The following is a 25,438-nucleotide window of genomic DNA, read 5'->3' as shown; positions in this document are numbered from 1 at the left end:
GGGTTCATGGTCTCCCACAGGTGCAGACCGCCGGCTTCCTCAGACGCCGAGCAGGGTCCGCAGGTGGCGCGGGGGCGGGCAGTCGTGGGCGAGCATCGCGTCGTGCCAGTCGCGCACCGACACGCCGTGCGGGCGGGCGGCGGCGATCTCGGCCACCTCGCTGTACCCCACGAAGTACGTGGAGAGCTGCGTGGACGTGAGCAGCGACCGACGCCACTTGCCGGCCGCCTCGCCCTCCTCCTGGAAGCCGCGCCCGGTCATCAGCGCCATCGCCTCGGCCTCGGGCAGGTCCTCGGCGTGCACCAACTGGTCGAGCAGCGCGTTGATGGTCATCCGCAACTGCATCTTGAGCTGCTGCAACCGCACCGGCAGGCCGCCGAAGCCGAGCCCGGCCATCAGCTCCTCGGCGTACACGGCCCAGCCCTCGATGAACGGGCCCGACTCGGCCAGCGCCCGCACCCGGGTGCCACCGACGTAGCGGCGGGCGTGGGCGAGCTGGAGGAAGTGCCCGGGCATCGCCTCGTGCACGGTCAGGTTGCGGATCATGTGGTCGTTGTACTCGCGGTAGAACGACTCGACCCGCTGGGCCGGCCAGTCCGTGGGTGTGGGCGCGATGCAGTAGAACGTCGGCAGGGCGGCGGTCTCCAGCGGGCCGGGCGAGTCGCAGTACGCCACCGCGACGCCCCGCGCGAACTCCGGCATCTCCTGGATCACGCACCGGTCGTCGACCAGGGTGACCAGGTCGTGTGCGCGGACGAAGTCGGTGGCCTCGTCCAGGGTCACCCCGGCCAGCTCCACGATGGTCCGGTTGTCCGGGTGCTCGGCGGCGAGCACGTCCAGCGCCCGTCGTACCGTCGTGTCGTCGGCCCGGCCGCCGACCAGCTCGACGGCCGCCTCGCGGATCTCCGCGGTGACCCGGTCCAGGTTGGCCCAGGCGCGGCGTTGGATCTCGGCGGCCCCCAGCTCGGTGTCCAGGGTGTGCCAGAGCCGGGCCTCCCAGCGGCGGCGGCCCAGGCGGGGGTCGCGGCCGGGGCCGCCGTCGGCGGCCAGGCCGGTGCGCAGCCAGGCGACAAACTCCTCCAGTGCGGCGATCGCCGCAGTGGCCGCCGGCTCCACCCGGTCGAGGCTGCCGGGCGCCTGGGCGAGCAGCGGGGGCAGCTCGTCGCGGATCAGCGCGGCCGTGCCGGTGAACTGCCCGACCGCCGTCTCGGCGTGGATCCGTGGCATGTCCCGCAGCGTCGCGCGGGCGGTGGCGAGGGCGTCCGGCACGGCGGCGAGCCGACCGGCCAGGTGGGTCAGCCGCACCTCGACCGGCGCGTACGGGCGGGTGAAGAGCGGGTGCAGCAGCGGGCCGGGGTTGTGGTGCAGCGGGTCCCACTCGTGCGACCGGATCTCGGTCAGCTCGAACAGCTCCCGATCCACGAACGAGGTGAGCAGCGCATGGTCCACCTGCTCCTCGACGTCGAGCGAGTCCGGGTCCAGTTCGGACAGCGCGTTCGCCGCGTCGGAGAGCATCGCCCGGTCGGTGGCCAGGGCGTCGGCGGACAGGTCCGGCAAGCGGTCGTCGTACCGGTGGTCCCCCGCCGCGGTGGCGACCCCAGGCCGACTCTCCAGCAACGCCTCGACGACCCGCTCCGCCAGAACCCCAAACGCTTCCACCCCCCGACCCTACCGACCGCCCCCGACGCGACCGGCGGTGATCATGAGGTTGGCGGGGCCGACAGGTCGTCGCAGGCCCGTCAACCTCATGATCAACCTGGTTCGGTGGGCGGGGTGATGCGCTCGGCGACGCGGACCGCTTCGGCGTAGGCCAGGGTGGTGCGGCGGAGGGCGGCCTCCGGGTCCAGGTCGGCCTGGCGGGCCGCCGCGACCGTGGTCAGCAGGCTCGCACCGAGCCTCGCCTCCTCGTCCACCTGCGAGTCGGCCAGCGGCGGTGGAACGGCCAGCCCGACCCGGGCGGCGCGGTCCAGGATCGTCGCGGCCAGGGCGAGGGCGGGCTGGCTCAGCGCCACACCGTCCAGCACCGAGCCACGCGCCTTCTCGGCCCGCTTGATCCGCTCCCAGTTGGCCGTGATCTCCTCCAGCGTGCCCGCCTCCGCACCGGCGAAGACGTGCGGATTGCGCCGGATCATCTTGTCGACCAGGCCACCGGCCACGTCGTCGACGTTCCACCGCTCACCCTCGGGCAGCTCCTCCGCGAGCCGGGCGTGCAGCACCACCTGGAGCAGCACGTCGCCCAACTCCTCGCGCAGCGCGTCGGTGTCGCCCGCGCTGATCGCGTCGTACGCCTCGTAGCTCTCCTCCAGCAGATAACCGGCGAGGCTGCGGTGCGTCTGCGCCCGCTTCCACGGGTCGCCGCCCGGCGAGGCCAACCGGTCCAGCACGGCCACCGCGTCCAGCAGCCGGGCGCCCGGCGGGTCCCACGAGCCGTACATCAGCTCCAGCTCCGCCAACCCCGGCTCCCGGGCCAGCCGCAGACCCAGCTCCCGGGCCAGCGACTCGTCGCCGGCCGGGCCGGCCAGCCAGACCGCGGCGCCGTGCGCCGCCACCGCGTCCAGCAACGGCTGCGTCGCCGGGCCGTCCACCACCGTGACCTCGGCGCCCGCCTGGCGCACGGCCGTGGCCAGCTCACTCTCCGCCCCGGTCAGCACCGGGTGCCGGCGTACGGCATCCCAGGCGGCGGAGGTCAGCAGACCGGCCGGCAGCCGGGGCGAGGTGACCAGCAGGACGATCCGTGCCGACATGCTCAGCTGGCCGTGCCCTCGGCCTCGGGCGCCGCGCTCGACGTCGCCGGCTCCGGGGTGGAGATGTCCGTGACCGGACCCTCCTCGTTGATGTACGGCAGCGAGTAGAAGACCAACGACTGACCGGTGCTCACCACCGACGGCACCCCGACCGCCCGGTAACGCGGGTTGATGGAGACGTCGGCCCGGCCCGCCTCATCCTCCAGCGCGGTGCTGAGCGCGGTGGCGGCGCGGACGAAGCCGCCGTCACCGAACGCCCGGCGGACGTCGGCCACCGACAGCCCACCCTGGATCGCCCCGGTCTTCGCGATGGCCTGGTACACGGCCATCATCGAGTCGTCGCTCAGCTCGGCCGGCGGAAGCTGCTGGTTGAGCACCTGGAGCAGATCGATCCACTCGCCCCAGAGCTTGGCGTACTCGGTGCTGGCCGGCACCCGCAGGTTCTGCTCCAACTGCTGCGGAGTGACCTCGTCGGGCACCTGGAGGTTCTTCGACGCCGCCACCCGCTTACCCAGCTCCAGGCTGACCAGCAGGTTCACCACGTCCTGCCGGGTGACGGCGGAACGCAGCTGCTCGGGCTCGGGCGTCGCCCCGGCCTGACCGGCCTCCTGCCGGACCGCCTCGCCGTACTTCGCCTGCAGGTCGTCGTAGATCGCGTCGACCCGGTCCACCGAATAGGTGGCGTCACCGACATAGGCGGCGACGTTCGGTGCGGACTTTCCGCAGGCAGCGAGGGAGAGGACACCCAGGGCCGCGACGCTGGCGGCGGCGATCAGACGGCGAGCACGCATGCCCGTCACTCTCTCATGCCCTTTCCCTCGCTGTGACGGCCCCCACCCTCAGCCGGCTGCGGCGACCAGCGGGGCGGGGGCGCCCAGCACGTCGGACAGCAGTTGGGCGCACCACTCCAGCAGCGCCTGGTCGCGCAGCGGCTCGCCGCCGACCCGACGGGTGCTCGGCCGGGGCACGCTGACCTGGTCGGTCGCCTGCTTGTAGACCGCGTCCGGGTGGTAACGCTTGAGCCGCAGCTGCTTCGAGTCGGGCAGCGGCAGCGGCCCGAACCGGACGTGCTTGCCCTGCATCGACACGTCGGCCAGGCCGTACCGGCGGGCCAGCAGGCGGAACCGGGCCACGGCCACCAGGTTCTGCACCGGGGCCGGCGGCTCGCCGTACCGGTCGGTCATCTCGGCGACCACCTCGCGCAGCCGCTCCTCGTCGCGCGCCTCGGCGAGCTTGCGGTACATCTCCAGCCGCAGCCGCTCCACGCTCACGTAGTCGTGCGGCAGGTGGGCGTCGACCGGCAGGTCGATCTTGACGTCGGCCTCCTCCTCCGGACGCTCACCCTTGAACGCGGAGACCGCCTCGCCGACCATCCGCACGTACAGGTCGAAGCCGACACCCTCGATGTGCCCGGACTGCTCGCCGCCGAGCAGGTTGCCGGCGCCCCGGATCTCCAGGTCCTTCATCGCCACGTACATGCCGGCGCCCAGCTCGGTGTGCTGGGCGATGGTGGCCAGCCGCTCGTGGGCGTGCTCGGTGAGCGGCTTCTCCGGCGGGTAGAGGAAGTAGGCGTACGCCCGCTCCCGGCCCCGGCCGACCCGGCCACGGATCTGGTGCAGCTGGGCCAGGCCGAGCAGGTCGGCCCGCTCCACGATCAGGGTGTTGGCGTTCGGGATGTCGATGCCGGACTCCACGATCGTGGTGCAGACCAGCACGTCGAACTCCTTCTCCCAGAAGCCGACCATGACCTTCTCCAGGGCCTCCTCGCCCATCTGGCCGTGCGCCACCGCCACCCGCGCCTCGGGCACCAGCTCACGCAGCCGCCGCGCCGCCCGGTCGATCGACTCGACCCGGTTGTGCAGGTAGAAGACCTGCCCGTCGCGGAGCAGCTCCCGGTGGATGGACGCGGCCACCTGCCGGTCGTCCTGCGCGCCCACGAAGGTGAGCACCGGGTGCCGCTCCTCCGGCGGAGTGGCGATGGTCGACATCTCCCGGATGCCGGTGATCGCCATCTCCAGGGTGCGCGGGATCGGGGTGGCCGACATGCTCAGCACGTCGACCGAGGCACGCAGCGTCTTCAGGTGCTCCTTGTGCTCGACGCCGAAGCGCTGCTCCTCATCGACGATCACCAGCCCCAGCTGCTTGAACCGGGTGGCGGTCTGGAGCAGCCGGTGGGTGCCGATGACGATGTCGACGGTGCCGTCGGCGACCATCTCCAGCGTCCGCTCGGTCTCCTTCGGCGTCTGGAACCGGGACAGCTGCCGGATCTGGACCGGGAACTGGCTCATCCGCTCGGCGAACGTGTTGTAGTGCTGCTGCACCAGCAGCGTGGTCGGCACCAGCACCGCCACCTGCTTGCCGTCCTGCACCGCCTTAAACGCCGCCCGGACCGCGATCTCGGTCTTGCCGTAGCCGACGTCACCGCAGATCAACCGGTCCATCGGGACGGTCTGCTCCATGTCCCGCTTGACCTCGTCGATAGCGGCGAGCTGATCCGGCGTCTCCTGCCACGGGAAGGCGTCCTCCAGCTCGCGCTGCCACGGGGTGTCCGGCCCGAACGAGTGGCCCTTGGACGCCTTCCGCGCGGCGTACAGCTGAATCAGCTGCGCGGCGATCTCCCGGACCGCCTTGCGGGCCCGGGCCTTGGACTTCTGCCAGTCCGAGCCGCCCATCTTGTGCAGGGTCGGCTGCTCGCCGCCCACGTAACGGGAGAGCTGGTCGAGCTGGTCGGTCGGCACGAAGAGCCGGTCGCCGGGCTGGCCGCGCTTGCTGGCCGCGTACTCGATGACCAGGTACTCCCGGCTGGCGCCGTTGACGGTGCGCTGCACCAGCTCGACGTACCGGCCGATGCCGTGCTGCTCGTGCACCACGTGGTCGCCGGCCTTCAGCTCCAGCGGGTCGATGGTGTTGCGCCGCCGGCTCGGCATCTTGCGCATGTCCCGCGTGGACGTGCCCCGACCGCCGGTGACGTCGTTGCCGGTGAGCAGCACGAAACGGGACGCCTCGTCGACGAACCCGCTGCTCAGCGCACCGCAGGTGACCACCAGCTCGCCGGGGACGGGAGCGGTCGGCACCTCCTCGGTGAGCCGGGCGCCGAGCCCGGCGTCGCGCAGCACCTCCACCGCCCGCTGGGCGGGGCCGTGCCCCTCGAAGACCAGCGCGATCGACCAGCCCTCGCCGGCCCAGCGCTTGAGGTCGTCGACCACCCGCGCGGTCTCACCGTGGTAGAGCGGGGCCGGCTGGGCGGAGAGGGTCACCGCGATGGCGTCGTCCGGGGTGACGGCGGCCTGCTCCGGCGCGTCCTCCCAGGGCTGCCGCGTCTCGGCGGTCTCCGCCTCCACCAGGCCGAACGGGGACAGCGTCCACCACGGCTGGCCGAGCTTGCCGGCGGCGGCACGCACCTCGGCCAGGGTGCGGAAGGCGGCGGCGCCGACATCCACCGGGGCCTGGCCACCGACCGCGGCGGCGGCCCAGCTGGCCTGGAGGAACTCCTCCGAGGTACGCACCAGGTCGTGCGCCCGGGTGCGGATCCGCTCCGGGTCGCAGAGCAGGACGTGGGTGCCGGCCGGCATGGCGTCCAGCAGCAGCTCCAGCGAGTCGGGGCCGACCAGCACCGGCGCCAGCGACTCCATCCCCTCGACCGGGATGCCCTCGGCCAGCTTGTCCAGGATCTCGGCCAGCTCCGGGTGCTGCTCGGCGAGCGCGGCGGCCCGCTCGCGGACCGACGGGGTGAGCAACAGCTCCCGGCACGGCGGCGCCCAGAGCAGCGGGACCTGCTCGATGGTCCGCTGGTCGGCGACGGCGAAGGTGCGGATCTCCTCCACCTCGTCGCCCCAGAACTCCACCCGGGACGGGTGCTCGTCGGTGGGCGGGAACACGTCCAGGATGCCGCCGCGCACCGCGAACTCGCCGCGCTTGGTGACCAGGTCGACCCGGGCGTACGCCATGTCGATCAGCCGGCGGGCGACCTCCTCCAGATCCGCCTCCTCGCCCGCGGCGAGCTGCACCGGCTCCAGGTCACCGAGCCCCTTGAGCTGTGGTTGGAGCAGCGAGCGGACCGGCGCCACGACCACCCGCAGCGGCCCGGTGCTGCCGTGCGCGTCGGCCGACTCCGGGTGCGCCAGCCGGCGCAGCACGGCCAGTCGCCGGCCGACGGTGTCCGAACGCGGGGAGAGCCGCTCGTGCGGCAGCGTCTCCCAGGAGGGGAAGACCACCACCTGCTCCGCCGGCAGCAGCCCACCCAGCGCGGCGGCCAGGTCGTCGGCCTCCCGGGTGGTGGCGGTCACCGCCAGCACCGGTCGCCCGGCCCCGCCACCGGTGCCGTCGGGGTCGGCCGCGACGGCGGCGACCGCGAACGGGCGCAGCGCCGGCGGGGCGGTGATGTCGAGGCCGTCGACCTGAGCGGCACCGGAGCGCGCCAGGTCACGCGCCCGGGCCAGCCCCGGGTCGGCCAGGGCGGCGGAGAACAGACCGGTGAGCATGTGAGATCACTTCCAGGGGAGTCGACGCACACGACGGCTGCCCCTCGTCCGGTCGGACGGGGGGTGCACGACAACCAGCCTATCCCCGTCCACCGACACCCACCCCCTTCCGCCCAGGTCCGCGCGCCCCGCGCCAAGATCGTGCTCGATCCTGGATGTAGTGGTGTCGACGCGCCGCGAGACCACTACATCCAGGATGTTGCGCGATCTTGCCGCCCTGCCCCGCTTGCGCGGACCGTTTCGGGCTGCCGCATCCGTTTGCGCCAGCCAGGCGGGCGGCCCGGAGACGGACCGCCGGGACGGGCATTGGATCTTGACGGTGACGGGGGGTCGTGGTCAGGGTTCTGACATGGGCGGACAGTGGCGGGCACAGTTTGACGCTGAGGTGAGCTTCGCGAACGGCGGTGGACTGCACACCGAGGGGTTCCGGCTGGACATCCCGGGTCGGGAGATCACCGACGAGGACCTGGCCGTGTTGTTCGTCCGGCACCTCGGGCTGCTGATCGTCGCCGAGGTCCGGATCAGCGCAAAGACGATCATCGAGGAGCCACACAAGGGTGGCCGGGGCGTCGCCGTCGACGCGCCCCGCGCCGGCCGTCGGCTGGTCGAGCTGAGCCACCTGATCAGCGATGGAATGACCACCCTGCCCGGCTGGCGCGGGCCGAAGATCGGCGACTGGCTGACGTTCGAGGCGTCCCGGGCGAACTACGCGCCGGGCACCGAGTTCCGGGTGGCCCAGATCGACATGATCGCCAACACCGGCACGTACCTGCACACCCCCACACACCGCTTCACGGCCGGCGACGACCTGGGCGGGGTACCGCTGGACCGGCTCGCCGACCTGCCCGGCGTGGTGGTCCGGGTGCCGGCCGGTACCCGGGCGGTGGACCGGTTGATGCTGGCTCCGTACGAGGTGGCCGGGCGCGCGGTACTGCTGCACACCGGGTGGGATGCGCACTTCGGCACCGAACGGTACGGCGCGCCGGAGGCGCCGCACCTGACCGGGGACGCCGCTCAGGCCCTGGTCGACGCCGGTGTGGCCCTGGTCGGCATCGACTCGATCAACATCGACGACATGAGCCCGGCCGCCGGTGGCGAACGCCCCGCGCACAGCACACTGCTCGCCGCCGGCATCCCGATCGTGGAGCACCTGACCGGCCTGGACGCCCTGCCCCCGCAGAACTTCCGGTTCACCGCCGCCCCGCCCCGGGTGGCCGGCATGGGCACCTTCCCGGTCCGCGCCTTCGCCGTCGTCGACAGCTGAGCGCACCCACCACCGCCACGGCCGTCCGGGGCTCGGCCAAGATCTAGTAGTCGCCTCCGCTGCGCCGCGCGGCAACACCTTCCCTGACGTTGCGAGACCCGCCGGCCGGCGCGGCGGCAGGGCCGGGTGGGTCAGTAGCGGACGGCGATGCGGCGGGCCTCGGCGTCGACCAGGATCTCTCCGCCGTACGGGATGATCAGCTGCGGGTCGGTGTGCCCGAGGTCGACGTCGAAGACCAGCACCGCGTCCGGGGCGTACTCGGCGCAGGCCCGGGTCACCCCGGCCCGCTGGGCCGCCGCGTACGCCCGGCGCTCGTCGAGGGTGTGCGGCCGGTCGAAGTCCCACGCCTTGGCCCGCCCGACAAGCACGGCGGGGAAGCCGGCGAGCAGGCCGCGCTCCCCCATGTTGCGCAGGATCCGGTACACCTCGGTGTCCGAGGGCAGCTCCTGGGAGGTCTCGATCAGCAGCACGGAGCCGGCCAGCGACGCGGCCGGGGCCACCCGGTCGGTGGCGAGCAGCCAGTGGAGCACCTCCAGGTTGCCACCCCAGGTGCGTCCGCGGACCACGCGCGCCGGGCCCTGCCAGTGCCAGCCCGCACCCGGCAGCATCACCGGCTCGTCGGCGAGCGTCGCCGGGTCACGCCAGTCGCGTGGCTCGTCGCCCCACTCGGTCGCCGGCGTGAGGTCGTACCAGTCGGTGCTGAAGAGCGCCGCGCGCAGCGAGTCGAAGGTCAGCGGGTGCGGCGCGCCCGGCCGGCCGAGGTGCACCAGCACGGACCCGCCGTGGTACGCCACGATCCCCAGCCGGTGCAGGTGGTTGAGAACGTTGGTGTTGTCGGAGTAGCCGAAGTAGGGCTTCGGGTTGGCCCGCAGCACGTCGTCGTCGAGGTGCGGGGTGACCGTGACCAGGTCGTCGCCGCCGACGGTGGCGAGCACCGCGGTGATCGTCGGGTCGGCGAAGGCGGCGGTCAGGTCGCGGGCCCGGTCGCGGGGGTCGGCTCCCATCACCCGGGTGGTCGGGTATTCCACCGGCTCCAGGCCGAACTCCTCGCGCAGCCGGCGCAGCCCCAGCTCGTACACGTGCGGGAAGAGGCCCGGCAGACCGGCGGAGGGCGAGACGACCGCGACCCGGTCGCCCGGCCTGGGCTTGGCGGGATAGTTCGGGGACTCCATGATCGAACGGTAACGGTCGGCACCAGCGGATTTCCGCCCGGCGAAACGCCGCAAGTCGGGTCCGTGGCCGCCGGGCGAAACCCCGCGCGGGCGGCTGACGTGATCTCCGAGGTGTTCCGCGTCACGGCCCAGCATGCGGAGAGCCCTCCTGCCATCCGGCCCGGCGCGGATACCATCCAGGGAGTCGGACAGCGCTGTCCTTCGTACTCACGTAAGGAGCGCATCGTGACCGACCAGCACGACCACGACGGCCCGGACGCCGCGCTGCGCGCCGACATCCGCCGGCTCGGCACCCTTCTCGGGCAGACCCTCGCCCGCCAGGAGGGGCGACCACTGCTCGACCTGGTGGAGGAGATCCGCGCCCAGGTCCGCACCGACCCCCCGACGGCCGCCCAGCGGCTCGGCGGGCTGGACGTGACCACCGGCACCAAGCTGGCGCGCGCCTTCTCCACCTACTTCCACCTGGCCAACATCACCGAGCAGGTGCACCGCGCCCGGGACCTGCGCCGTCGCCGCGCCGTGCAGGGCGGCTGGCTGGACCAGGCGGCCAAGATGATCGCCGAGCGCGGGGTGCCGGCCGAGGAGATCGCCGCCGCGGCCCGCCGGCTCGCGGTCCGGCCGGTCTTCACCGCACACCCGACCGAGGCGGCCCGCCGCTCGATCCTGTCCAAGCTGCGGGCCATCGCCGACGAGCTGGACACCGAGACCGCCAACGCGATCCTGTACGGCGCCAGCGACGAGGGCCCGGCGAACCGCCGGCTGGCCGAGCTGCTGGACCTGATGTGGCAGACCGACGAGCTGCGGCTGGACCGGCCGGACCCGACCGACGAGGCCCGCAACGCGATCTACTACCTGCGTGACCTGTACGCCGAGGCCGCACCGCAGGTGCTCGACGACCTGGCCGACACGCTGCGCACGCTGGGTGTGGAGACCTCGCCGACGGCCCGTCCGCTGAGCTTCGGCACCTGGATCGGCGGTGACCGGGACGGCAACCCCTTCGTCACCCCGGCGGTCACCCGCGAGGTGCTGACCATCCAGCACGAGCACGGCATCGCGGCCACCGAGAAGGCCATGGACCACCTGATCAACGAGGTCTCGGTCTCCCGCCGGCTGCGCGGGGTGTCGCTGGACCTCTCCGCCAGCCTCGCCGCCGACCTGGACGCGCTGCCCGAGGTGGCGCCCCGGTTCCGCCGGGTCAACGCCGAGGAGCCGTACCGGCTCAAGGCGCGCTGCGTGAAGGCGAAGCTGGCCAACACCCGGCAGCGGTTGCGCCAGGGCACCGCCCACGTGCCGGGCCGGGACTACCTGGGCTCCGCCGAGCTGATCGCGGACCTGGAGCTGCTGCGCGCGTCGCTGGCCCGCAACTCCGGGCAGCTCACCGCCGTCGGCCGGCTGGCCTCCGCCATCCGGACGGTCTCGGCCTTCGGCCTGCACCTGGCCACCATGGACGTCCGGGAGCACGCCGAGGCGCACCATGCGGTGCTCGCCCAGCTGTACGCGGCGGTCGGCGAGGTGTCCGACTATCCGGCGCTGTCCCGGCTGGAGCGCACCAAGCTGCTCGCCGACGAGCTGACCGGCCGCCGGCCGCTGTCCACGCTGGACACTCCGCTGTCCGAGCCGGCCCGCAAGACGTTCGACGTGTTCGGCACCATCCGGGAGGCGCAGGACCGGTTCGGCGCCGAGGTGATCGAGTCGTACATCATCTCGATGACCCTGGGCGTCGACGACGTGCTGGCCGCGGTGGTGCTGGCCCGCGAGGCCGGGCTCGTCGACGTGCACAGCGGGCGGGCCCGGATCGGGTTCGTGCCGCTGCTGGAGACGCCGGCCGAGCTGAACGCCGGCGGCGAACTCCTCGACGAGCTGCTGTCGCTGCCCGCGTACCGGGCGCTGGTGGCGGCCCGCGGCGACGTGCAGGAGGTCATGCTCGGCTACTCGGACTCCAACAAGGAGGCCGGGATCACCACCAGCCAGTGGTCGATCCACCGGGCGCAGCGCGCCCTGCGCGACGTGGCCGCCCGGCACGGGGTGCACCTGCGGCTGTTCCACGGCCGGGGCGGCACGGTGGGGCGCGGCGGTGGGCCGACGCACGAGGCGATCCTGGCCCAGCCGTACGGCACGCTGGACGGCGCGATCAAGGTGACCGAGCAGGGCGAGGTGATCTCCGACAAGTACAGCCTGCCCTCGCTGGCCCGGGAGAACCTGGAACTCACCCTCGCCGCGGTGCTCCAGGCGACGCTACTGCACACCGGCCCCCGGCAGCCGGCGGAGATGCTCGAACGCTGGGACGCCGCGATGGACGTGGTCTCCGAGTCGGCGTACCGGTCGTACCGGTCGCTGGTCGAGGACCCGGACCTGCCGGCGTACTTCTGGGCGTCCACCCCCACCGAGCTGCTCGGCGCGCTGAACATCGGCTCCCGGCCCGCGAAGCGCCCGAACACCGGCGCCGGGCTGTCCGGGCTGCGGGCCATCCCGTGGGTGTTCGGCTGGACGCAGACCCGGCAGATCGTGCCGGGCTGGTTCGGCGTCGGCTCCGGGCTGGCCGCCGCCCGCGAGGCCGGGCTGGCGGACGTGCTGGCCGAGATGCACCGCAACTGGCACTTCTTCCGCACGTTCCTGTCCAACGTCGAGATGATGCTGACCAAGACCGACCTGAGCATCGCCCGCCGGTATGTCGAGACGCTGGTGCCGAAGAAGCTGCACCCGATCTTCGAGCAGATCGAGCAGGAGTACGAGCTGACCAAGCGGGAGGTGCTGGCGGTGACCGCCTCGCCCGCCCTGCTGGAGAACTCGCCGGTGCTCCAGCGCACCCTGGCGGTGCGGGACACCTACCTGGAGCCGCTGCACCATCTCCAGGTGGCGCTGCTGCGGCAGTACCGGGAGTCCGGTGCCGCCGGGCGGGCGGTGGCGACCGCGCCGGGCGGCCGACGCGCCCCGAGCGACGGCACGGCCCTGGAGCGGGCGCTGCTCACCACGGTGAACGGCATCGCCGCCGGTATGCGCAACACCGGCTGACCTGCGACGGAAAGGCCCCGGTCACCTCGACCGGGGCCTTTCGCATGCCGTTCAGCCGGCGCTCACCAGTCGCCGCCGCCGAAGTCCCCGCCCCCGAAGTCCCCGCCGCCGAAGCCGCCGCCGCCGAAGTCCCCGCCCGCGTAGTCCCCGCCGCCGACGTCGCCGCCCTGGTCCCCACCGTCGAAGCCCTGGTCGCCGCCCTGGTCACCGGCGTCCGCGCCGCCCTGGTCGACGCCGTCGCCGAAGCCCTCCTGGTAACCCTCGTCGTAGCCGTAACCGGGGTCGGCGAAGGCGGGCGAGAACAGCGCGTCGGCGATCAGGATGCCGCCGAGCACGCCGGCGCCGGCGCCCAGCGCCGTCTTCCACCACGGGGTCGAATACCAGCCCGCCGGCACCGGCCGGCCCTGGTAACGGCCACCGGGGTAGTAGTAGGGCGTCTCCCGACCCGGCTGCGGGCCGGCCCGGAAGGTCTGCCCCTGCACGTCGACCGCACGCTCCTTGGTGAGCTGCCCGACGCCCCGCGCGGCGGCCAGCGCCGGCACCTCAGGCCCCGGGTCGATCCCCAGCGCGGTCCGCGCCGCCCGGATGTACGCCAGCCCCTCCAGCGCGGTCTCCCGGGCCAGCGCGAACTGGTGCGGCGTACGCGCCTGCTCCAGCTGGGAGCCGGCCGCGTTGTACCGCTCACCGGCGTCGGAGAGGGCCTGCCGGACCGCCGGCTCGTCGCCGTGCAGGTTCATCAACTGACCGCCGAGGCGCTCGTACCAACGCTGCGCCTCCGCGCGGGCGTCGCCGAGCTCGGTGCGCTGACGGGCGGTGGCCTGGGCACGGATGAGCGCCGCTGCGGCCACCGCGCCGATTACCACGATGGCGAGACACAGCACAGGTTCCATGTCATCGAACGTACCCCCGGGTGTCACGTCGTACCCGTCTGGCAAGCTCCGGTGATGGACGTCTCGACGCTGCTCCTGGTGATCGTGTGCCTCGGCGCCGGCGGGGCGGTGGGCTGGCTCGCGGCGCGGTCCCGGTCGGCGGCCGACATCGCCCGGCTGGACGCCACGCTCACCGCGACCCGGGAGGGCGAGGGGCGCCTGGAGCAGTCCATGCGGGCGCTGAGCTACGAGGCCACCGCCCAGTCCCAGGAGGCGGTGGCCCGTGCGGTGGCGCCGCTGCACGACACCCTGCGCCGCTACGAGCAGCGGGTCGCCGAGCTGGAGCACGACCGGGTCGACGCGTACGCCGAGCTGCGCGAGCAGGTCCGCTCGATGAGCGCGGTCTCCGGCGAGCTGCGCACCGAGACCAAGCAGCTGGTGGCGGCGCTGCGGGCACCCCAGGTGCGGGGCCGCTGGGGCGAGCACCAGCTGCGCCGCATCGTCGAGGCGGCCGGCATGCTGGAGCACTGCGACTTCTCCGAGCAGGTCACCGCCGCCACCGACCAGCAGGTCGTCCGACCGGATCTGGTCGTCCGGCTGCACGGCGGCCGTTCGGTGGTGGTGGACGCCAAGGCGCCGTTCGACGCGTACCTCACCGCGATGGAGGCCCGCGACGAGCGCGGTCGGGACACCCACCTCGACGCGCACGCCCGGCACCTGCGGGGGCACGTCGACGCTCTGGCCGCCAAATCCTACTGGGCCGCGTTCGACAGCTCACCGGAGTTCGTGGTGCTGTTCGTTCCCGCCGACCCGTTCCTGGACGTCGCGCTCCAGCGTGACCCGACGCTGCTGGAGCACGCCTTCGCCCGCAACGTGGTGCTGGCGACGCCGGCCACCCTGGTCGCCCTGCTCCGCACGGTGGCCTACTCGTGGCGGCAGGAGGCACTGGCCCGCAACGCGCTCGCGGTGCACACGCTGGCACGGGAGCTGTACAGCCGGCTCGCCACCCTCGGCGACCACGTGGGCAAGCTCGGCTCGTCGCTGGCCGGCGCGGTGACCGCGTACAACCGGGCGGTCGGCTCGCTGGAGGCCCGGGTGCTGGTCAGCGCCCGCAAGCTCGCCGAGCTGGGCGTCTCGGACGAGGAGCTGGCCAGCCCGGCCCAGGTCGAGCTGACTCCCCGACAGCCCCAGGCGCCCGAGCTGCTGGACGACGTCCTCCCCACCGACCGCGACCGCTGAGCGGTTCGCCAGGCGGCGGGTCGGCCGCTGGCCCAGCGGGCCGGCTCAGCTACGGCGTGCGCCCTCCACGACGAACGGCGTGCCCTGCTGGCAGGTGGTCATCATGTCGGGCTCGACCCGGCCGGTGACGGTCACCGTGGCGCCGGCGGTCAGCACGTCCCGGGGGCCGCCGATCAACAGGTAGCCGTCGAGCAGCACGCAGTTCGGCTCGACGCCGCGGATGATCGTGCCGGTGAGTTCGATGGCTCCGACCGGCGGTGGCACGGTCGGGCCGCCGGGCGACTTGGGCGGCCTCGGCGTCGACCCGGGGGCGGTGGGTGTGGCGGGTGCGCCCGTCGGCGGGGTCGCCGCTGGCGGGGTGGGCTGCCCGGTCGCCGGTGACGATCCGCTCGGGGTGGGGGTGGCGGGGCCGTCCGTCTCGCCGCAGGCGCTCAGCGCCGCGCAGACCACCAGGGCGGAAACGACGAGCCGAAATCTCCTCATGCCGGTTTCGACGTGCCGGAGCGCCGGGGCGTTCCCACCGGGGCCGGCGGCACCACTCAACCCCGGGCCGCCGCGGCCTTCATGTCCCGCTTCAGCTCCTGCGGGAGCGAGAAGGTGAGCCGCTCGTTGGCGGTGGTGATCTCCTCGACGTCGGCGAAACCGCGCGCGGCCAGGTGCGCCAGCACGTCCCGGACCAGATCCTCGGGCACACTCGCCCCGGAGGTCACGCCGACGGTGCGGGCGTCGGCCAGCCAGGCATCGTCGATCTCGTGGGCGAAGTCCACCAGGTGACCGGCGCGGGCACCGGCGTCCAGTGCCACCTCGACCAGCCGGACGGAGTTGGAGGAGTTCCGCGAGCCGACGACGATCACCACGTCGCAGTCCGGCGCGATCTCCTTGACCACGTGCTGCCGGTTGGAGGTGGCGTAGCAGATGTCGTCGCTGGGCGGGGACTGGAGGAGCGGCAGCCGCTGCTTGAGCCGGGCGACCGTCTCCAACGTCTCGTCCACCGAGAGCGTGGTCTGGGAGAGCCAGACGACCTTCTCCGGGTCGCGGACGGTGATCTTGTCAACACCGTCCGGGCCGTCCACCAGCTGGATGTGGGCGGGAGCCTCGCCGGCGGTGCCGACGACCTCCTCGTGCCCCTCGTGACCGATGAGCAGGATGTCGTAGTCCTCGGCGGCGAACCGCTTCGCCTCCTGGTGCACCTTGGTGACCAGCGGGCAGGTCGCGTCGATCGCCTTCAGCGAACGCTCCCTCGCCTGCTCGTAGACCTCGGGGGCCACGCCGTGCGCGGAGAAGATGACGGTGGCGCCCTCCGGCACCTCCTCGTTCTCCTCCACGAAGATCGCGCCCTGGGCCTCCAGGGTCTGCACCACGTGCTTGTTGTGCACGATCTGCTTGCGGACGTAGATCGGGGCACCGTAGAGCTTCAGCGCCTCCTCGACGGTCTGCACCGCGCGGTCGACACCAGCGCAGTAGCCGCGGGGCTTGGCCAGGAGCACGCGCTTGCCGGTCTGGGGGGTCGCCTGAGCCTCGGTCACCCGCCCATCGTACGTGTCCGGTTTCCCGACAGCAGCGGCTGCGACCCGCACCACACCCGACCTCACTGATCAAGGGGTTGCGTCCGGAACTCGCCCAGAGCTGACGCAAACTTCTTGGCCACCGGGAGGGTCCGTAGGGTTGGGCGGGTGAGTGACGGGGCGCGGAGCAGCGCGGAGGAGCCGTGGCCGGTTCGGGTCGTCAGCCAGAAGGTGGGCGCCTGGATCGCGAAGCTCGGCTGGGTGTGGGTGGACGGGCAGGTCGCGCAGATCAGCCGCCGACCCGGGGCGAGCACCGTCTTCCTCACCCTGCGTGACCCGTCGGCCGACCTGAGCCTGACCGTCACCACCAACCGGGACGTGCTGGACGCCGGCGCGCCGGAGCTGCGTGAGGGTGCCCGGGTGGTGCTGCACGCCAAGCCGGAGTTCTACGCCGCCCGGGGCACGCTGAGCCTGCGAGCCGACGAGATCCGCCAGGTGGGGCTGGGTGAGCTGCTGGCCAGGCTGGAGAAGCTCAAGAAGCTGCTCGCCGCCGAGGGGCTGTTCGACCGGGCCCGCAAGCGCCGGCTGCCGTTCCTGCCGGGCCGGATCGGGCTGATCACCGGTCGGGCGTCGGCCGCCGAGCGGGACGTGCTGACCAACGCGCGGCGGCGCTGGCCGGCGGTGGAGTTCCGTACGGTGAACGTGGCCGTGCAGGGCCCGTCCGCGGTGCCGCAGATCATCGACGCGCTCAAGGTGCTGGACGCCGACCCGAGCATCGACGTGATCATCATCGCCCGGGGTGGTGGCGGCATCGAGGACCTGCTGCCCTTCTCCGACGAGGCGCTCTGCCGCGCGGTGTTCGGCTGCCGTACCCCGGTGGTCAGCGCGATCGGTCACGAGACGGACGCCCCGCTGATCGACTACGTCGCCGACGTCCGTGCCTCCACCCCGACCGACGCGGCCAAGCGGGTGGTGCCCGACCTCACCGAGGAGGTACGCCTCATCGGCCAGGCCCGGCACCGCCTCGAGCGGGCCGTGCGCAACCTGGTCGATCGGGAGTCCCACCGACTCGACGGGCTGCGTTCCCGGCCGGTGCTGGCCCGGCCCCAGGTGATGGTGGAGCAGCGGGCGACCGACCTGGCCGCGCTGCGTCAGCGTGCCGGACGGTGCCTGGACCACCGGCTCGCCGCGGCCGACGACGAGCTGCGGCACACCCTGGCCCGGCTCCGCGCCCTCTCGCCCGCCGCCACCCTCGACCGGGGGTACGCGATCGTGCAGCGCGCGGACGGCCACGTGGTGCGCGCGGCGGCCGAGGTCGGCAAGGGCGACCCGCTGCGGGTCCGGCTGGCCGACGGTGAGCTGACCGCCACGGTGGACGGATGAGTGGCGGGGCGCGGCGGCCGGGAAGTGGTGTGCTGAGATGGACGCGATGACTGACGACACGAAGGCCGGGCCGGACGAGCGGCTCAGCTACGAGCAGGCCCGCGCCGAGCTGGCCTCGGTGGTGGAGCGGCTGGAGGCCGGCGGCACGTCCCTGGAGGAGTCGCTGGCGCTGTGGGAGCGCGGCGAGGCGCTGGCGGTGATCTGCCAGCGCTGGCTGGACGGCGCCCGGGCGCGGATCGAAGCCGCCCGGCAGGAGCCCGCCTCCTGACCGCCGGTGGGGCGACCGGAGCCGCCCCACCCGCGTACGACCGTCAGTTGAAGAGGCTGTACAGCTCGGCCGGCGCCTCGACGACCTGGGCCGCCGGCGGCTTCTGCGCGGCGGTGGCGGCACCGTAGTCCGAGTACGTCATCTTGATCTCCTGGGCGGCGGTCTGCCCGGCGGCCGGGAGTTGCAGCACCAGCTCGTTGAGCCGGCCCTGCGGGTCCACCTTCGCGGTGAACGGGACGGTCTTCGCCTGCGTGCCCAGCGCGGCGATCGTGGCGGCGTTCAGCGAGCCGGCCTCGGCCGCCTTGGTGACGTCGATGGTGCCGGCGTACGTGCCGGTGCCGGTGCTGCGGACCTCGGTGATGCCCTGGGTCAGCACCGCGCTGCCGGCCGGGTCGACCTTCTCGAAGTCGAAGCCGAGGCTGCGGTTGCCCTTGATCCGGGTCTGGTCCAGGTGCTGGTACTTGCCGAGGTTGAGCTGCTTGATGGCGGGCAGGCTCTGGGCGGTGGGGCCGGTCAACTCCAGCTTGACCCAGCTGTCCGGCTTGAAGTGGATCACGTCCAGCTTCATGGCCAGGTCGGACGAGGGCCCGCCGATGGCGATCTTCATGGCGGCACTCTGGCTCGGCTGGTGCACCTGGCCCTCCGCCGTCGAGCCGGCGCCGGCCAGGGTGAAGCGGAAGTTCCCGTTGCTGATTTCCTTGGTGGAGTCGAGCAGCGCCTGCTTGGCGTCGCCCGCCACGGGCGAGCCGGACGGGCTGGGCGCGCCGGACGTGCTCACCGTCGGGGAAGCGGTCGATCCGGCGGTGGACGTGCCGCCGCCGGCGCAGGCGGCCAGGGTGGGCGTGAACAGAGCGGCGGCTACCAGGCCGGCGCTGAGTCGTCGAACAGTCATGCGTGTCTCCCAAGGGGGTCACCCGACGACCTGGACGGCGCCGGAAACCGGGCGGCGCAGCAGCACGGTCGGCTGCGCCGCGCGACCCGGGCCGTGCAGGGCGCCCGGATCACTCCCTCTCTGTTCCCTGTCGACCCGTCGGACAATCACCCTTCTGTCCGGTTGCCGATGATGGTCGACTCCGGGAAGACCGGACCGGGGTGGCACGGGGCCACCCGCCGGTCAGCGCAGCGAGCCGGCCAGTTGCCGCAGTTCGTTGTCCCGGGCATCGCCGACGACCAGCACCGTCCGGGTCGGCTCCAGCAGGATCAGCGCCTGCTGGTTGCCCCGGGCCGTGTAGCGCTGCCAGGTGCGCCCGGCCAGCTCGGTCGGGCCCTGCGGCTGGCCCTGGTCGGTCAGCTCGGCGGGGAGCAGCCGCTCGGCCGGCACACTGCTCTGCAGCAACTGGACGCCGCGCCCCTCGGGGGTGAGGTACCCGATTCGCAGATTCGCGCCGCCCTCGACGGCCTGGTAGCGAGCGCTGACCGTGCGCCAGCCGGAGCTGAGCCCCTGCGGCTGGCTCACCGGGAAGGTGTTCGCCGACCGGGCCTGCTCGATGGCCGGCCCCGGATCGACCGTGGTGGGCTCGTCACCACCGAGGAAACCCCGGTAGAACGCCAGCAGCAGCGCGATCGGGATCAGCAGCACCAGCAGCGAGATCGCCATGTCCTTCGGCGACCGCTCGGATCGGGCGGCCTCCACCCGTGGCGGCGGTGCCGGCCGGTCCCCGGCATCCGGGGCGACGTCCGGGCCACTGCGGCCCGGCTCGACCGCCGGGGCGGACTCGACCAGGGCCGGCTCGCCGGTCGGTGGAGTCTCCGGGTCGGTCTCGGCAGGCTCGAGACCCGAGCCGGCGGGAGGGTCGGCCGGCGGCTGGCCGCCGGGCGGCGTGCGGTCGGCGGGTACGCGGTCGGCTGGCTGTGCGGGATCCACCCTGCCATCTTCGCAGCCTCCCGACCGGCGGTATCCGGCCCATCACCGCCCCGCGCCGACGCCGGGTCAGCCATCGTGTGAGGATCAGCGACAAAGCCGGCAGCGGGGACGCGCCCCTGCCGCCGGTCGTCCCCGCACCGTCGCGAGGAGGAGCAGCCGTCATGACGAACACCAGGACGCGGATCCCACAGGATCTCGACCGTAACCTTGCCCTCGACCTGGTCCGGGTCACCGAGGCCGCGGCGATGGCCGCTGGCCGCTGGGTCGGCCGGGGCGACAAGGAGGGCGGCGACGGGGCCGCCGTCGACGCCATGCGCAAGCTGATCAACTCGATCCAGATGCGCGGCGTCGTGGTGATCGGCGAGGGCGAGAAGGACAACGCCCCGATGCTCTTCAACGGGGAACACGTCGGCGACGGCACCGGCCCGGAGGTGGACGTCGCGGTCGACCCCGTCGACGGCACCACGCTGATGAGCAAGGGCATGCCGAACGCGCTGGCGGTGCTCGCCGTCTCCGAGCGGGGCGCGATGTTCGACCCGAGCGCCGTCTTCTACATGGAGAAGCTCGCGGTCGGGCCGGCGTACGCCGACGTGGTGGACATCAACGCCGGCGTGGCCGACAACCTGCGCCGGATCGCCAAGGTCAAGGGCACCGACGTCTCCGAGGTGACGGTCTGCGTGCTGGACCGCAGCCGCCACGACGACCTGGTCTCGCAGATCCGCCGGACCGGGGCGGGCATCCGGTTCATCTCCGACGGGGACATCGCCGGCTCCATCGCGGCGGCCCGGGGCGAGTCGGACGTCGACGTGCTGATGGGCATCGGCGGCACCCCCGAGGGCATCATCTCCGCCTGCGCGCTGAAGTGCATGGGCGGGGCGATGCAGGCCAAGCTCTGGCCGCGCGACGCCGAGGAGCGGGAGAAGGCGCTGGCCGCCGGGCACGACCTGGACCGGGTGCTGAGCACCGACGACCTGGTCACCGGGGACAACTGCTTCTTCGTGGCGACCGGTGTCACCTCCGGCGACCTGCTGCGCGGGGTGCGCTACCGGGCCGGCGGCGCGTACACCCAGTCGATCGTGATGCGGTCGAAGAGCGGCACCATCCGGGTGATCGACTCGTACCACCGGCTGGAGAAGCTGGCGCTCTACTCCGCTGTCGACTTCGACGGTCGTCCCCTGGCCGAGCAGGAGTGAGCGACACCGACACGGCGACGCCGCCGGTCCTGTCAGCCACCCGCCGGATCACCGGTGTCGCGCTGGCGTCGGTCTCCGGGGTCGCGGTGGCGGTGCAGTCTCGGATCAACGGTGAGCTGGGGGTACGCCTGGCCGACGGGTTCGCCGCCGCGGTGATCTCGTTCGGTGTCGGCCTGGTGGTGCTGCTGGTTCTGGTGCCCGCCACCCCCGGCGGTCGGCGGGGGCTGGTCGCGGTGCGGGCCGCCCTCGCCGCGGGCACGCTGCGGCCATGGCAGTGCCTCGGCGGGGTGTGCGGGGCGTTCCTGGTCGCCACCCAGGGGCTGACCATCGGCACCCTGGGCGTGGCGGTCTTCACCGTGGCGGTGGTCGCCGGGCAGACCGGCAGCAGCCTCGCGGTGGACCGGGCGGGGATCGGGCCGACCGGCCGGCAGCCGGTCACCCGGCAGCGGCTGGCCAGCGCGGTGCTCACCGTGCTGGCGGTCGGCCTGGCCGTCGGCGACCGGTTCGGTGACCCGGGCACGTTGGCGTTGGCCCTGCTGCCCCTGCTCGCCGGGGTTGGCATCGCCTGGCAGCAGGCGGTCAATGGTCGGGTCCGGGCGGCGGCCGACAGTGCGCTGACCGCCACCCTGGTCAACTTCAGCGTGGGCACGATCGCCCTACTCGTCGCGTTCGCGGTCGACGCCGCGGTTCGCGGCTGGCCGATCGGCCACCTGCCGACCGAGCCGTGGCTGTACCTGGGTGGCCCGATCGGCATCGTGTTCATCGCGATCGCCGCGGCGGTCGTGCGCTTCACCGGTGTGCTGCTGCTCGGCCTGGCCACCATCGCCGGGCAGATCGTGGGGGCGGTCCTGCTGGACCTGGTGCTGCCCACGGCGGCCTCGCACCCGAGCCTGAACACCCTGCTCGGGGCCGCGCTGACCATGGTGGCCGTGCTGATCGCCGCGCTCGGACCGCCCACCCGCCGCTGAGCCGGACCGGTCTCACGACGTCCTCGGCGGCGGGTACGCCGGCTCGGCCGAGACGCGAACCTGGTCCGGCAACCGGGCCGTCCACCACGCCAGCAGCAGGCCGGGCACGGTGGCCAACCCGGCCAACAGCAGCGCCACCCGGCCTCGTTCCGGAGCGCCGAACAACCAGCCGGTCAGCGGCAGGCCGACGAGGAGCAGGGTGAGCAGGAACCCGCCGGCCACCCGGGCCGTCCACCGACGGGTCGCACCCGCGTACCACGCGGAGCCGAGCATGACGATCGCCGTCAGCGCACCCAACGGCAGCACGGCCGTCAGCACCGCCAGCACGGTGCCGAGGTCGTCGCCGCGGGGCCAGACCGCCGCCAGCACCGCCACGACGACGAACAGCGACACCGCACCGCAGAGGCCGGGCCAGAAGGGGCCGCCGCGGCGACGGACGCTCAGGTGGGCGGAGACGACGGTGACCAGGAACCCGAGGGTGAGCGCCACCGCGACGACGAGCAGCACGTCGGTCTGCCGCTGACCGGGCCCACCGTCGTCCAGCGCGGGCAGGCGACTCCAGTACGTGCCGTGTGGACCCTCCTGGCCGAGGAAGCCGTCGCGCCGCCACTCGCCGTCCGGCAGGCGACGCAGGAAGCCGTCCCGGCCGTTGGCCACCAGCACCCCGTGGCCACCGTCGACCGTGGAATAGACGATCAACTCCCGGGAGGCGAAGTGTCGGTGAATGTCACCCGGGTTCGGGAACCGGCGGGCCAGTTCCTCGCGCCGCCCGTCCGACACCTCCCAGTCCACCCGCCAGCTCGCACCGGCGTCGTCGCTCCGCTCCACCCGTAGCTGACCCGGGACCACCCGGTAGCACCGCCGCGGCTCGGCCGGCACGCACGCCTGCCGGTGCGGATTCTCCGGGTCGTACATTCGCCGCTGCTCGGCCTCGGTCGCGAGCCGCCAGGTGGTGGCGCCATCGTCGCTGATCGCCCACTGCCCGTCCGCCGGCCGCTGCGGCCAGGAGGTGTCACTGCCACCCGAACCGACCGAGATCGCCGGACGGTCGTCGAGCAGGGTCACGCCGAGGGCGTACGGAAAGTAGGCCGGGCTGGTGGCGGTCACCGCGACCAACGCCAGCGGCAGCACCACCAGCAGCCGTACCAGCCGGGCCAGCCGGTACCGCACCGGCCGCTCACGGGCTCGCGTCCAGCTCCACCAGGCCAGCGCGAGCGCCGGCAGCGCGAGCAGGTCGGTGCGGTCGGCCCGGATGAGCGACGGCCCGGCCAGCGCGGTCCAGGCCGAGGAGGCGACCTCCGCGGCGTACCCGCTGGACTTGACGACCGCGAACCCCGCGCCCACCGCGACCAGCCCGGCCAGGACGGCGGCCCGGGCCGGCAGTCGCGGCACCAGGAGGGTCAGCAGCACGGCGACCAGCGGCGGCGCGAGCACCAGGCCCGCGACGTCGCTCAGCTTGCCGGTCAGCGGGCCGGGGAAGGCCGGCTTCAGCAGATGGTCGTTGAGCAGCAGCAGGACCAGGGAGAGCAGGGTGACGGGGTGGCACAGCCAGGCCAGCGTCGAGGGCGCGCCGTCCCGTGGAGCCCGCGGATCGCTCATCCACCCAGGCTTCCCGGCTCCAGTCTCGGCGCGAACACGGGCCGGTGTGCATCCGGCATCGGCGGATGTCAGTCGGTCGTCGGTGTCAGCCGGCGTCGGAGGAGTGCCCGGGGAACAGGTGGGCGCTCGGGTCGATCGCCACCGCGGCGTTGTTGACCGCCGTCGCGGCCTCCCCGAAGCCGGTCGCGATCAGCCGGACCTTGCCCGGGTACTCGGTGATGTCGCCGGCTGCGAAGACCCGGGGCAGGTTCGTCGCCATGGCGCTGTCCACCAGGATGTGCCGGCGGTCCAGCCGCAGCCCCCACTCGGCGAGCGGACCCAGGTCGGCGGTGAACCCGAGCGCGGCCACCACGGTGTCCACCGGCAGCGTCTCGGTCGCGCCACCACGCAGGGTCACCTCGGCGCCGGTCACCGTGCCCTCGCCGAACAGCCGCGTGACCTCGGCGTTGACCACCACCCGCACCGGCAGCGCCAGCACCCGGGCGACCGTGGAGGCGTGCGCCCGGAACTTCTCCCGCCGGTGCACCAGGGTCACCGAGCGGGCCAGCGGTTGCAGGGTCAACGCCCAGTCGAAGGCGGAGTCGCCCCCACCCACGATCAGCACGTCCCGGTCGGCCAACTCGGCCGGCTCGGGTACGAAGTAGACGATCCCGGTGCCGGGCGCGCTGTCGGCGCACGGCAGCGGCCGCGGGCTGAAGCTGCCCAACCCGCCGGTGATCACCACCGCGCCGCAGGCCAGCTGCTCCCCACCGGCCAGGCCGAGCACCGGCCGGTCATCGGCGTACGAGAGCTTCTCGGCCCGGGTGCCGAGCAGGTAGTGCGGGCCGAACGGGGCGGCCTGAGCCACCAGGTTGGCGACCAGATCGCGGCCCTTGACGGCGGGGAAACCGGCCACGTCGAGGATCAGCTTCTCCGGGTACATCGCGGTGACCTGACCGCCCGGCTCCGGCAGCGCGTCGATCACCGCCACCGACAGCCCTCGAAACCCGGCGTAGTACGCGGCGAAGAGGCCGGCCGGACCGGCCCCGATCACGGCAACATCGACCTCACGCATGGCGTACCGTCGCTTTCCGCTCACGGATCAACGCTTGCTGATCACGACGGTAGGCGGGTGGCAGCGGTCGGGCAAGCACGTCCCAGAGGCGCGCCGGGGGGAACGGGTCAGGGCAGGCTGAGCGTGGAACCGGAGTAGTCCGAGCCGCCGGCGACCGGGCGGCGACGACGGAACAGGATCGCGGCCACCACCCCGCCCAGCAGCCCGAACAGGTGCCCCTGCCAGGAGATCCGCTCGTCGGTGGGGAGGATGCCCACCAGCTGCCAGCCGTAGAGCAGCCCGACCAGCAGGAAGACCGCGAAGTTCCACCAGCTGCGCTCGAAGATGCCCCGGGTGAGCAGGATGCCCAGGTAACCGAAGATGACCCCGCTGGCGCCGACCACCACCGAGTTGGGCGAGCCGGTGAACCAGACGCCGAGCCCGCTGACCAGGATGATGATCAGGGTCGACCAGAGGAACCGGCGGGCGCCGGCGGCCAGCACGAAGGTGCCCAGCAGGATCAGCGGGATGCTGTTGCTGTAGAGGTGGTCGAAGCCGTGGTGCAGGAACGGGGAGAAGAAGACCCCGTCCAGCCCGTCGATGCGCTGCGGGATGATGCCGGCGGTGGCGTCCAGGCCGAACTCGAGCCCCTGGTCGACGGCCTCGATGAGAAAGAGGAACGGGACCACCGCGCACATCGCGACGAAGGCCCGGCCCAGGGCGGCGTAGAACGCCTCGGTGCCGAACTGGTGGGGGTCGCCGCTTCCAGGGTGCAGGGTCACCCCCCAACTGCTATCAGCAAAAGGGGCTGGCCGCCACTCGCGTCCCGTCCGCACCGATCCGG

At 73.1% G+C, this 25,438-nt stretch carries 20 protein-coding genes; 7 read left to right on the top strand and 13 right to left on the bottom strand.

Going from position 1 to position 25,438, the window contains the following annotated elements; genetic code table 11:
• Window positions 1-39 precede the first annotated feature (39 nt).
• From AB0K07_RS05205 to mfd, 4 genes are all read right to left on the bottom strand, one after another.
• Complete coding sequence (locus tag AB0K07_RS05205; protein WP_363751088.1) at window positions 40-1,659, bottom strand: DUF885 domain-containing protein; 1,620 nt, start codon at window positions 1,657-1,659, stop codon at window positions 40-42.
• A 92-nt stretch (window positions 1,660-1,751) separates the two neighbouring features.
• Entirely contained in the window at window positions 1,752-2,744 is a 993-nt protein-coding gene (locus AB0K07_RS05200; protein WP_363751086.1) for a nucleoside triphosphate pyrophosphohydrolase, read from the bottom strand.
• A gap of 2 nt (window positions 2,745-2,746) precedes the next feature.
• Window positions 2,747-3,535 (bottom strand): hypothetical protein, encoded by a 789-nt coding sequence (locus AB0K07_RS05195; RefSeq protein ID WP_363751085.1) that lies wholly within the window; start codon window positions 3,533-3,535, stop codon window positions 2,747-2,749.
• Between the two features lie 48 nt (window positions 3,536-3,583).
• Window positions 3,584-7,225 carry a transcription-repair coupling factor gene (mfd, locus tag AB0K07_RS05190; protein WP_363751083.1) on the bottom strand — a complete coding sequence of 1,214 codons (3,642 nt, stop codon included), beginning with the start codon at window positions 7,223-7,225 and terminating at the stop codon, window positions 3,584-3,586.
• Window positions 7,226-7,574: 349 nt separating this feature from the next.
• On the opposite strand from mfd, the gene AB0K07_RS05185 reads away from it, so the two are divergent.
• Window positions 7,575-8,489 carry a cyclase family protein gene (locus AB0K07_RS05185; RefSeq protein WP_363751081.1) on the top strand — a complete coding sequence of 305 codons (915 nt, stop codon included), beginning with the start codon at window positions 7,575-7,577 and terminating at the stop codon, window positions 8,487-8,489.
• A gap of 131 nt (window positions 8,490-8,620) precedes the next feature.
• Here the strand turns inward: AB0K07_RS05185 and AB0K07_RS05180 are convergent, their stop codons facing one another.
• Entirely contained in the window at window positions 8,621-9,661 is a 1,041-nt protein-coding gene (locus AB0K07_RS05180) for a S66 peptidase family protein (protein WP_363751080.1), read from the bottom strand.
• Window positions 9,662-9,886: 225 nt separating this feature from the next.
• Between AB0K07_RS05180 and ppc the strand changes: the two genes are divergently transcribed.
• Complete coding sequence (gene ppc, locus AB0K07_RS05175; protein ID WP_363751079.1) at window positions 9,887-12,673, top strand: phosphoenolpyruvate carboxylase; 2,787 nt, start codon at window positions 9,887-9,889, stop codon at window positions 12,671-12,673.
• Between the two features lie 62 nt (window positions 12,674-12,735).
• Here the strand turns inward: ppc and AB0K07_RS05170 are convergent, their stop codons facing one another.
• Window positions 12,736-13,563, bottom strand: coding sequence for a hypothetical protein (locus tag AB0K07_RS05170; protein WP_363751078.1), 828 nt, complete (start codon window positions 13,561-13,563; stop codon window positions 12,736-12,738).
• Between the two features lie 54 nt (window positions 13,564-13,617).
• On the opposite strand from AB0K07_RS05170, the gene AB0K07_RS05165 reads away from it, so the two are divergent.
• On the top strand, window positions 13,618-14,781 hold the full coding sequence (locus AB0K07_RS05165; protein ID WP_363751077.1) for a DNA recombination protein RmuC: 1,164 nt from the start codon (window positions 13,618-13,620) through the stop codon (window positions 14,779-14,781).
• A gap of 45 nt (window positions 14,782-14,826) precedes the next feature.
• On the opposite strand, the gene AB0K07_RS05160 is transcribed toward AB0K07_RS05165, so the two are convergent.
• Both AB0K07_RS05160 and AB0K07_RS05155 read right to left on the bottom strand, forming a co-directional pair.
• Window positions 14,827-15,264: a hypothetical protein gene (locus AB0K07_RS05160; RefSeq protein ID WP_363751076.1), complete on the bottom strand. Its 438-nt coding sequence runs from the start codon at window positions 15,262-15,264 to the stop codon at window positions 14,827-14,829.
• Window positions 15,265-15,320: 56 nt separating this feature from the next.
• Window positions 15,321-16,307, bottom strand: coding sequence for a 4-hydroxy-3-methylbut-2-enyl diphosphate reductase (locus AB0K07_RS05155; protein ID WP_363751075.1), 987 nt, complete (start codon window positions 16,305-16,307; stop codon window positions 15,321-15,323).
• Window positions 16,308-16,454: 147 nt separating this feature from the next.
• On the opposite strand from AB0K07_RS05155, the gene xseA reads away from it, so the two are divergent.
• Both xseA and AB0K07_RS05145 read left to right on the top strand, forming a co-directional pair.
• Complete coding sequence (xseA, locus tag AB0K07_RS05150) at window positions 16,455-17,669, top strand: exodeoxyribonuclease VII large subunit (protein ID WP_363751074.1); 1,215 nt, start codon at window positions 16,455-16,457, stop codon at window positions 17,667-17,669.
• 46 nt (window positions 17,670-17,715) lie between these two features.
• Entirely contained in the window at window positions 17,716-17,937 is a 222-nt protein-coding gene (locus tag AB0K07_RS05145) for an exodeoxyribonuclease VII small subunit (protein WP_053655421.1), read from the top strand.
• Between the two features lie 43 nt (window positions 17,938-17,980).
• Here AB0K07_RS05145 and AB0K07_RS05140 read toward each other — a convergent pair whose 3' ends face one another.
• Window positions 17,981-18,829 (bottom strand): hypothetical protein, encoded by an 849-nt coding sequence (locus AB0K07_RS05140; protein WP_363751073.1) that lies wholly within the window; start codon window positions 18,827-18,829, stop codon window positions 17,981-17,983.
• A gap of 222 nt (window positions 18,830-19,051) precedes the next feature.
• Entirely contained in the window at window positions 19,052-19,801 is a 750-nt protein-coding gene (locus AB0K07_RS05135) for a DUF4245 family protein (protein WP_363751072.1), read from the bottom strand.
• 161 nt (window positions 19,802-19,962) lie between these two features.
• Here AB0K07_RS05135 and glpX point away from each other — a divergent pair, with 161 nt between their 5' ends.
• Window positions 19,963-20,994 carry a class II fructose-bisphosphatase gene (gene glpX / locus AB0K07_RS05130; RefSeq protein WP_363751070.1) on the top strand — a complete coding sequence of 344 codons (1,032 nt, stop codon included), beginning with the start codon at window positions 19,963-19,965 and terminating at the stop codon, window positions 20,992-20,994.
• On the top strand, window positions 20,991-21,962 hold the full coding sequence (locus AB0K07_RS05125; RefSeq protein WP_363751068.1) for a DMT family transporter: 972 nt from the start codon (window positions 20,991-20,993) through the stop codon (window positions 21,960-21,962). Before glpX ends, AB0K07_RS05125 begins: the two co-directional genes overlap by 4 nt.
• Window positions 21,963-21,974: 12 nt before the next feature.
• Here the strand turns inward: AB0K07_RS05125 and AB0K07_RS05120 are convergent, their stop codons facing one another.
• The 3 genes from AB0K07_RS05120 to AB0K07_RS05110 form a co-directional block, all read right to left on the bottom strand.
• Window positions 21,975-23,561: a hypothetical protein gene (locus tag AB0K07_RS05120; RefSeq protein WP_363751067.1), complete on the bottom strand. Its 1,587-nt coding sequence runs from the start codon at window positions 23,559-23,561 to the stop codon at window positions 21,975-21,977.
• 85 nt (window positions 23,562-23,646) lie between these two features.
• Window positions 23,647-24,615, bottom strand: a complete 969-nt coding sequence (locus AB0K07_RS05115) for an NAD(P)/FAD-dependent oxidoreductase (protein WP_363751432.1) — start codon at window positions 24,613-24,615, stop codon at window positions 23,647-23,649.
• A gap of 107 nt (window positions 24,616-24,722) precedes the next feature.
• Entirely contained in the window at window positions 24,723-25,376 is a 654-nt protein-coding gene (locus AB0K07_RS05110; RefSeq protein WP_363751064.1) for a rhomboid family intramembrane serine protease, read from the bottom strand.
• Window positions 25,377-25,438: the final 62 nt, after the last annotated feature.

The organism is Micromonospora sp. NPDC049301 (genome assembly GCF_040678715.1).
Taxonomy (GTDB): domain Bacteria; phylum Actinomycetota; class Actinomycetes; order Mycobacteriales; family Micromonosporaceae; genus Micromonospora.
Note: the sequence above shows the minus strand (reverse complement) of the source record. Positions and strands in the feature narration are given on the sequence as shown.

Bases quoted from the DNA above. Each gene is read 5' to 3' on its own strand.
- AB0K07_RS05140 (WP_363751073.1), bottom strand. From the start codon at position 18,829: ATGACTGTTCGACGACTCAGCGCCGGCCTGGTAGCCGCCGCTCTGTTC.
- AB0K07_RS05180 (WP_363751080.1), bottom strand. From the start codon at position 9,661: ATGGAGTCCCCGAACTATCCCGCCAAGCCCAGGCCGGGCGACCGGGTC.
- AB0K07_RS05185 (WP_363751081.1), top strand. From the start codon at position 7,575: ATGGGCGGACAGTGGCGGGCACAGTTTGACGCTGAGGTGAGCTTCGCG.
- AB0K07_RS05200 (WP_363751086.1), bottom strand. From the start codon at position 2,744: ATGTCGGCACGGATCGTCCTGCTGGTCACCTCGCCCCGGCTGCCGGCC.
- AB0K07_RS05160 (WP_363751076.1), bottom strand. From the start codon at position 15,264: ATGAGGAGATTTCGGCTCGTCGTTTCCGCCCTGGTGGTCTGCGCGGCG.
- AB0K07_RS05195 (WP_363751085.1), bottom strand. From the start codon at position 3,535: ATGCGTGCTCGCCGTCTGATCGCCGCCGCCAGCGTCGCGGCCCTGGGT.
- glpX (WP_363751070.1), top strand. From the start codon at position 19,963: ATGACGAACACCAGGACGCGGATCCCACAGGATCTCGACCGTAACCTT.
- AB0K07_RS05145 (WP_053655421.1), top strand. From the start codon at position 17,716: ATGACTGACGACACGAAGGCCGGGCCGGACGAGCGGCTCAGCTACGAG.
- AB0K07_RS05165 (WP_363751077.1), top strand. From the start codon at position 13,618: ATGGACGTCTCGACGCTGCTCCTGGTGATCGTGTGCCTCGGCGCCGGC.
- AB0K07_RS05170 (WP_363751078.1), bottom strand. From the start codon at position 13,563: ATGGAACCTGTGCTGTGTCTCGCCATCGTGGTAATCGGCGCGGTGGCC.
- AB0K07_RS05115 (WP_363751432.1), bottom strand. From the start codon at position 24,615: ATGCGTGAGGTCGATGTTGCCGTGATCGGGGCCGGTCCGGCCGGCCTC.
- AB0K07_RS05120 (WP_363751067.1), bottom strand. From the start codon at position 23,561: ATGAGCGATCCGCGGGCTCCACGGGACGGCGCGCCCTCGACGCTGGCC.
- mfd (WP_363751083.1), bottom strand. From the start codon at position 7,225: ATGCTCACCGGTCTGTTCTCCGCCGCCCTGGCCGACCCGGGGCTGGCC.